The sequence below is a fragment of the Bacillus sp. MBGLi79 genome, from assembly GCF_002953915.1.
This window is the reverse complement of record NZ_CP026521.1, coordinates 2,828,777-2,836,227: the sequence shown is the minus strand read 5'-3', so window position 1 is coordinate 2,836,227 and position 7,451 is coordinate 2,828,777. Positions and strand designations below refer to the sequence as shown.

The following is a 7,451-nucleotide window of genomic DNA, read 5'->3' as shown; positions in this document are numbered from 1 at the left end:
CTCCCGGAAATTTTTCGACAAATTCATATACATCCGCAATAATAAAGGATGTGCGATTTTGCTTGCTTTTATGCAGGAGTTTAATGGAGGGATGGAGAATTACTCTTCTTAATGAACAAGAAAAGACGATTTTTGTCGATGCTGATGCTTGTCCGGTAAAAGATGAAATTTTACAAACAGCATCCGAGTATGAAGTTCAAGTTCTTTTTGTCGCTTCATTTGAACATTATCAGCTTTCCAGAAGCAATGAAGAAAAATGGAAGTATGTTGATCCTCATAAAGAAGCTGCTGATATATATATCGCAAATCACGTAAAACCGGGAGATATTGTTGTGACGCAGGACATCGGATTAGCATCTCTGCTGTTGAACAGAAATGTCTCTGTTATGTCGGAAAGAGGTCGTCTTTACAAAGAAGACACGATTGATTTTGCTCTTGAGAGCCGTCATTTTTCCGGCAAACAAAGGAGAAAAGGCGTATACGCCAAAGGGCCTAAAAAATTGAATAAAGAAGATCGAGAACGATTTATTACACTGCTGCAAAAAATCCTGTCGAACGATGAAGGGATTTTGCACTAAAGCATCGAATAATGTACGACGGAGTGTTATAAGATGGGAAATCGGATACCAGATGAAATTGTGGATCAGGTGCAAAAGTCGGCAGATATCGTTGAAGTCATAGGTGATTATGTTCAATTAAAAAAGCAAGGCCGAAACTACTTTGGACTCTGTCCTTTTCATGGAGAAAGCACACCTTCGTTTTCCGTATCGCCCGACAAACAGATTTTTTATTGCTTTGGCTGCGGAGCGGGCGGCAATGTTTTCTCTTTTTTAAGGCAGATGGAAGGCTATTCATTTGCCGAGTCGGTTTCTCACCTTGCTGACAAATACCAAATTGATTTTCCAGATGATATAACAGTCCATTCCGAAGCTCGGCCAGAGTCTTCTGGGGATCAAAAAATGGCTGAGGCACATGAGCTCCTGAAGAAATTTTACCATCATTTGTTAATAAATACAAAAGAAGGTCAAGAGGCACTGGATTATCTGCTTTCCAGGGGCTTTACGAAAGAGCTGATTGATGAATTTCAGATAGGCTATGCTCTTGATTCTTGGGACTTTATCACGAAATTCCTTGTGAAGAGGGGATTTAGTGAGGCGCAAATGGAAAAAGCGGGTCTTCTGATCAGACGCGAAGACGGAAGCGGATATTTCGACCGCTTCAGAAACCGTGTCATGTTTCCGATCCATGATCATCACGGGGCTGTTGTTGCTTTCTCAGGCAGGGCTCTTGGCAGCCAGCAGCCTAAGTATATGAACAGTCCTGAAACCCCGCTTTTTCATAAAAGTAAACTGCTTTACAATTTCTATAAGGCCCGACTTCATATCAGAAAGCAGGAAAGAGCAGTCTTATTTGAAGGGTTTGCCGATGTCATATCGGCTGTAAGCTCGGGTGTAAAAGAAAGCATAGCCACGATGGGAACGTCTCTTACAGATGATCATGTCAAGATCCTGAGAAGAAACGTCGAAGAAATCATTCTTTGCTATGACTCTGATAAAGCCGGTTATGAAGCCACCTTAAAAGCTTCGGAGCTTCTGCAAAAAAAAGGGTGCAAAGTCAGAGTTGCAATGATTCCTGACGGATTGGACCCTGATGATTACATCAAAAAATTCGGCGGGGAAAAATTTAAAAACGACATTATTGACGCCAGTGTCACCGTAATGGCATTTAAAATGCAATATTTCCGAAAAGGAAAGAACCTGTCCGATGAAGGCGATCGCCTGGCTTACATTAAAGACGTACTGAAAGAAATCAGCACGCTTTCAGGGTCTCTAGAGCAGGAAGTCTATGTAAAACAGCTTGCTTCAGAGTTTTCGCTTTCCCAGGAGTCTTTAACTGAGCAGCTGTCTGTTTTCAGCAAGCAAAACAAACCTGCTGACAATGGCGGTGAAACAAAAACACGGCGAGCGCATTTGACGACAAAAGCAAGGCAAAAACGTTTGCGCCCGGCGTATGAAAATGCAGAAAGGCTGTTACTCGCTCACATGCTTCGAGATCGGAGCGTCATCAAAAAAGTGATTGACCGGGTAGGGTTTCAATTTAATATTGATGAGCACCGAGCATTAGCCGCTTATCTTTATGCTTTTTATGAAGAGGGAGCCGAGCTGACGCCCCAGCATCTGATGGCCAGGGTGACAGATGATCATATAAGCCAGCTCTTGTCTGATATATTAATGCTTCAGGTTAATCAAGAGCTTAGCGAAGCTGAGTTATCAGATTATGTAAAAAAAGTGTTGAATCAAAGAAATTGGTCAATGATAAAAGAAAAAGAGGCGGAAAGAGCCGAAGCCGAAAGGCAAAAAGATTTTTTAAGAGCTGCTTCTCTGGCTCAAGAAATCGTTACATTGAACCGATCTTTAAAATAACTGGAAAACTGATGAGAAGCATTTATTGGCAATGATTCCTTGCGGAGGAGCAAATAGATCGCTTAACCTCATCATGAATTGTCATTTCATTATTCGCACATTTGTTAAAGGCAGTTCATATAGAAAACGCCTGAATGGACCGAATAAGAATCATACCGCTTATAGAATTCGTTGCAAGCTTTGGAAGGAGGGATCCATAATGGCTGATAAACAAACCCACGAGACAGAATTAACATTCGACCAAGTAAAAGAGCAATTAACAGAGTCTGGTAAAAAACGTGGCGTTTTGACATATGAAGAAATCGCTGAGCGTATGTCCAGCTTTGAAATTGAATCAGACCAAATGGATGAGTATTATGAATTTTTAGGTGAACAAGGTGTTGAATTAATTAGTGAGAATGAAGAAACAGAAGATCCTAATATTCAGCAGCTTGCCAAAGCCGAAGAAGAATTTGACCTTAATGACCTAAGTGTACCGCCTGGCGTTAAAATCAATGACCCAGTTCGTATGTATTTAAAAGAAATCGGTCGGGTTAACCTTCTATCTGCAAAAGAAGAAATCGCCTACGCTCAAAAGATTGAAGAAGGTGACGAAGAATCTAAACGCAGATTGGCTGAAGCGAACCTGCGGCTTGTTGTCAGTATCGCAAAACGGTATGTCGGACGCGGTATGCTGTTCCTTGACCTGATCCAAGAAGGAAACATGGGTCTGATGAAAGCCGTTGAAAAATTTGATTATCGCAAAGGTTATAAATTCAGTACGTATGCTACGTGGTGGATCAGACAGGCGATTACACGCGCTATTGCCGATCAGGCGAGAACGATCCGGATTCCCGTTCATATGGTGGAAACCATTAATAAATTAATCCGTGTGCAGCGTCAATTGCTTCAAGACTTAGGCAGAGAACCAACACCTGAAGAAATTGCGGAAGATATGGATTTAACGCCTGAAAAAGTACGCGAAATCTTAAAGATTGCACAAGAGCCGGTATCACTGGAAACACCGATCGGTGAAGAGGATGACTCACACCTTGGTGATTTTATTGAAGACCAAGAAGCAACTTCACCTTCAGATCACGCCGCATACGAGCTGTTAAAAGAGCAGCTGGAAGATGTACTTGATACGTTAACTGATCGTGAAGAAAATGTATTGCGTCTTCGATTCGGTCTTGATGATGGCCGTACAAGAACATTAGAAGAGGTCGGCAAAGTATTTGGAGTGACGAGAGAGCGTATTCGACAAATCGAAGCCAAAGCGTTGCGGAAACTAAGACATCCTAGCAGAAGTAAACGTTTGAAAGATTTCCTCGAATAAGATGGAACGGGTCTTGCAGATCCGTTCTTCTTTTTTTAAAAAAGATATATGGATAATATGCCTTTATTTTACTGAAAAATGATGTCATTTGCAAATGAACATTGTGATGAAAAATTTCAAAATCTAATTCCATATTTTCTATTGTAAGCGTATACAATACATTATACAATAGAATAAAAAGGATATTAGAGAAATAGGCATGTCTCTATTCAATTTTGTATAAAGTGTGAATAAAAAACTTTTGTATAGCAATCCATTTACTTTTTGTTAAAATAAGTTAGAATTAGAAGTGTTTACATAGGGGGAAGGATCAAAAAGGGGGAAGGGAAATGAAATGGAACCCGCTTATTCCATTTTTACTGATCGCTGTTTTAGGAATTGGTCTAACTTTCTTTTTATCAGTAAAAGGACTTGATGACTCTCGGGAGATTGCAAGCGGAGGAGAAAGCAAATCTGCTGAAAAGAAAGATGCAAACGCTTCACCAGAAGAAATTTACAAGGCAAACTGCATCGCATGCCACGGTGAAAATTATGAAGGTGTTTCGGGTCCGAGTTTAAAAGGTGTAGGGGATAAGAAAGATGTCGCTGAAATTAAAACAAAGATCGAAAAAGGCGGTAATGGAATGCCTTCCGGTCTTGTTCCGGCAGATAAGCTGGATGATATGGCAGAGTGGGTGTCAAAAATTAAATAAAAGAACCATTTTTGTCTTTATACATTTACAGGCCGCCGAGATGTTCTCGACAGCCTTTTATTTTTGACTGCCGCGTGCAGACCCGAATCAAAAGAAACAAACTAAAAATCATTCGCTCAGCTTGGATTCCGGGCTGATTTTTTATATGATAGTAAAGGAAAAAATGATTGAGAAAAGTTGTGATGACAAGTGAATGAATTAAAATTATCTAAACGATTGCAAACAGTAGCGGAATACATACCGAATGGAGCGGTGATGGCCGATATCGGGTCTGACCACGCATACCTTCCTTGTTATGCGGTGCTGAATCATAAAGCCAGCGGAGCGATTGCCGGAGAAATAACAGACGGCCCGTTTTTGTCTGCAAAGCGGCAGGTTGAAAAATCAGGTTTAAACTCGCGTATTTCTGTAAGACAGGGAGACGGACTGGAAGTGATTAAAAAAGGTGAAGCTGATGCCATTACGATTGCCGGAATGGGCGGGGCTTTGATCGCTCACATTTTAGAAGCGGGTAAAGACAAATTAACGGGGAAGGAACGCCTTATTTTACAACCGAATATTCATGCTGTTCATATCAGGGAGTGGCTTTATAAAGAAGGATATGCGCTGATAGATGAGGTAATCCTTGAAGAGGACGGAAAATGCTATGAGGTGCTGGTAGCCGAAGCGGGAGACAGAGATGCGGCTTATGCCGGTATTTCTTTATCAGCCGGAATGCTCGTTGGCCCTTTTTTGGCAAAAGAAAAAAATGCTGTCTTTTTGAAAAAGTGGACACAAGAGCTTCAGCACACTCAAAACATTTATGAGCAGATTAGACAAGCCGCAGGCACAGAGCAAAACAAACAAAAATTAAAGGAGCTCTCCGATCGAATGGAGCTGTTAAAGGAGGTAATCGATCATGGCTAAAAGCGTTAATGGGCAGCAGATCATCCAGCTGTTTGAACAATTTTCCCCGAAAGCCTATGCGGTCGAAGGAGATAAAATCGGCCTGCAAATCGGCACCTTAAATAAACCGATTAAAAATGTGATGGTTACACTTGATGTGTTGGAGAGCGTTGTCGATGAAGCGATTGAAAAAGAGGTTGATTTGATTATTGCACACCATCCTCCTATTTTTCGGCCGCTAAAGCATATTTCAACAGATCAGCCTGCCGGAAGGTTAATTGAAAAGTGTTTGAAGCATGATATTGCTGTTTATGCAGCTCATACAAATTTAGACGTTGCGGACGGCGGCGTGAATGATTTGCTTGCTGAAGCACTAGAGCTGCGTGAGACGGAAGTGCTGGCGCCTACTTATACGGATCCTCTAAAAAAGCTGGCCGTCTACGTGCCGAAGGAATATGAAGAGCAGGTCAGAGCCGCGCTTGGAAATGCTGGCGCCGGCCATATCGGCGAATACAGCCATTGCGCGTTTTCGTCTGAAGGGATCGGCAGCTTCAAGCCATTGGACGGAGCTAAGCCTTTTATCGGTGAAGTAGGAGAGCTTGAGCTTGTTCATGAAGTAAGGCTTGAGACTGTATTTCCTAAAAGCATCGAAAAAGCTGTTATCAATGCAATGATAAAAAGCCATCCATACGAAGAAGTCGCTTACGACATCTATCCTGTTGAACAGTCTCCCGCCGAAAAAGGGCTCGGCCGTGTCGGAACCCTTAAAAATGAGATGACGCTCAAGGAATTTGCTTTATATGTGAAAGACAAGCTTGATGTCAATGGTGTCAGAATGGTGGGGGATGCTGACAGTATGGTGAAAACGGTAGCTGTTCTTGGAGGAGATGGAAACAAGTATATTCACCATGCAAAACGAAAGGGCGCCGATGTTTACGTTACAGGAGATTTATATTTCCATGTGGCCCATGATGCGATGATGCTTGGCCTGAATGTGGTTGATCCGGGTCATTATGCGGAAAAAATCATGAAAGAAGGCGTCACGAGAAAACTGACATCAATGTGTAATGATAAAAAATATGACGTGAATATCTTTGTTTCTGAAACAGATACAAATCCATTTACATTTCTATAAAAAAACTGAGGCTTTTACAGCCTCAGTTTTTTGCTTTTACTTTTGGAAGTATTTTTTTGAGCGGTACATTGTGATCAGTTGTCCAAGTTGATGGATCTTCGTGATCGAACTGCTCCAAAAAGCGAATGACTTCTTTTGTGATCGGCGTAGGTGTTGAAGCTCCCGCTGTAACTGCAACGGTATTAACGCCTTTCAGCCATTCAAGCTTTAATTCGCTTAAGTCGCCGATCCGGTATGCTTTTGTGCCGGCTATTTCCTCTGACACTTGTGCAAGCCGATTTGAATTGTTGCTTTTCGGGTCTCCGACAACGATTGTTAAGTCCGCTTTTTTCGCCTGCTCTGATACAGCTTCCTGCCGCACTTGAGTAGCAAGGCAAATCTCTTGGTGATATTCGACATGAGGATATTTTTCTTTGACAAGCTCCATAATGTCGTGAACATCCCATTGAGACATGGTTGTTTGATTCGTCACGATTAACTTATCTGCTTGGATATCAAGGTTTTTTGCATCTTCTTCTGTTTCAACTAAGTGAACGATTTCCGGCGCTACGCCAACGGCTCCCTCAGGCTCTGGATGCCCTTTTTTGCCGATATAGATCACGTGATATCCTTTTTCTTTCATCTCTAAGATTAGATTATGAGTTTTCGTCACATCCGGACATGTAGCATCAATTGCAACCAATCCTTTTTCTTCTGCGATTCTTCTGACTTCGGGAGAAACACCGTGCGCAGTGAAAATGACAGTTCCTTTTTCAACCTGCTTAAGAATGTCCAGACGGTTAGCGCCGTCCAATGTAAAAATCCCTTCCTCTTCAAACGCATCAGTGACGTGTTTATTATGAACAATCATCCCGAGTATATAGATGGGTCTTGGCAAACTTTTATCTAGTGCCGCATTTTTGGCAATGACCATAGCATCAACAACGCCATAGCAATAGCCGCGCGGCGAAATTTTAATTACGTCCATTTTCGGTTGTCCTCCAATACTGAAGTGAGTAAAG

Annotated in this window: 7 protein-coding genes; 6 read left to right on the top strand and 1 reads right to left on the bottom strand. The window is 41.8% G+C overall.

The window, feature by feature from the left end; genetic code table 11:
* Positions 1 to 83: 83 nt before the first annotated feature.
* The 6 genes from C1T29_RS14315 (at position 84) to C1T29_RS14290 (ending at position 6,450) form a co-directional block, all read left to right on the top strand.
* Positions 84 to 578 carry a YaiI/YqxD family protein gene (locus C1T29_RS14315; protein ID WP_014664640.1) on the top strand — a complete coding sequence of 165 codons (495 nt, stop codon included), beginning with the start codon at positions 84 to 86 and terminating at the stop codon, positions 576 to 578.
* 33 nt (positions 579 to 611) lie between these two features.
* Positions 612 to 2,423 carry a DNA primase gene (gene dnaG, locus C1T29_RS14310; protein ID WP_103749569.1) on the top strand — a complete coding sequence of 604 codons (1,812 nt, stop codon included), beginning with the start codon at positions 612 to 614 and terminating at the stop codon, positions 2,421 to 2,423.
* A gap of 199 nt (positions 2,424 to 2,622) precedes the next feature.
* Entirely contained in the window at positions 2,623 to 3,738 is a 1,116-nt protein-coding gene (gene rpoD, locus C1T29_RS14305) for an RNA polymerase sigma factor RpoD (protein ID WP_003226225.1), read from the top strand.
* A 329-nt stretch (positions 3,739 to 4,067) separates the two neighbouring features.
* Positions 4,068 to 4,430, top strand: a complete 363-nt coding sequence (gene cccA / locus C1T29_RS14300) for a cytochrome c550 (protein WP_003230068.1) — start codon at positions 4,068 to 4,070, stop codon at positions 4,428 to 4,430.
* A 255-nt stretch (positions 4,431 to 4,685) separates the two neighbouring features.
* Complete coding sequence (gene trmK, locus C1T29_RS14295) at positions 4,686 to 5,336, top strand: tRNA (adenine(22)-N(1))-methyltransferase TrmK (protein ID WP_231516580.1); 651 nt, start codon at positions 4,686 to 4,688, stop codon at positions 5,334 to 5,336.
* Positions 5,329 to 6,450: a Nif3-like dinuclear metal center hexameric protein gene (locus tag C1T29_RS14290; RefSeq protein WP_095431708.1), complete on the top strand. Its 1,122-nt coding sequence runs from the start codon at positions 5,329 to 5,331 to the stop codon at positions 6,448 to 6,450. Before trmK ends, C1T29_RS14290 begins: the two co-directional genes overlap by 8 nt.
* A 22-nt stretch (positions 6,451 to 6,472) precedes the next feature.
* Here the strand turns inward: C1T29_RS14290 and C1T29_RS14285 are convergent, their stop codons facing one another.
* Positions 6,473 to 7,417, bottom strand: a complete 945-nt coding sequence (locus tag C1T29_RS14285; protein ID WP_103749570.1) for a 4-hydroxy-3-methylbut-2-enyl diphosphate reductase — start codon at positions 7,415 to 7,417, stop codon at positions 6,473 to 6,475.
* Between the last annotated feature and the right edge of the window lie 34 nt (positions 7,418 to 7,451).

Bases quoted from the DNA above. Each gene is read 5' to 3' on its own strand.
- C1T29_RS14315 (WP_014664640.1), top strand. From the start codon at position 84: ATGGAGGGATGGAGAATTACTCTTCTTAATGAACAAGAAAAGACGATT.
- dnaG (WP_103749569.1), top strand. From the start codon at position 612: ATGGGAAATCGGATACCAGATGAAATTGTGGATCAGGTGCAAAAGTCG.
- rpoD (WP_003226225.1), top strand. From the start codon at position 2,623: ATGGCTGATAAACAAACCCACGAGACAGAATTAACATTCGACCAAGTA.
- cccA (WP_003230068.1), top strand. From the start codon at position 4,068: ATGAAATGGAACCCGCTTATTCCATTTTTACTGATCGCTGTTTTAGGA.
- trmK (WP_231516580.1), top strand. From the start codon at position 4,686: ATGGCCGATATCGGGTCTGACCACGCATACCTTCCTTGTTATGCGGTG.
- C1T29_RS14290 (WP_095431708.1), top strand. From the start codon at position 5,329: ATGGCTAAAAGCGTTAATGGGCAGCAGATCATCCAGCTGTTTGAACAA.
- C1T29_RS14285 (WP_103749570.1), bottom strand. From the start codon at position 7,417: ATGGACGTAATTAAAATTTCGCCGCGCGGCTATTGCTATGGCGTTGTT.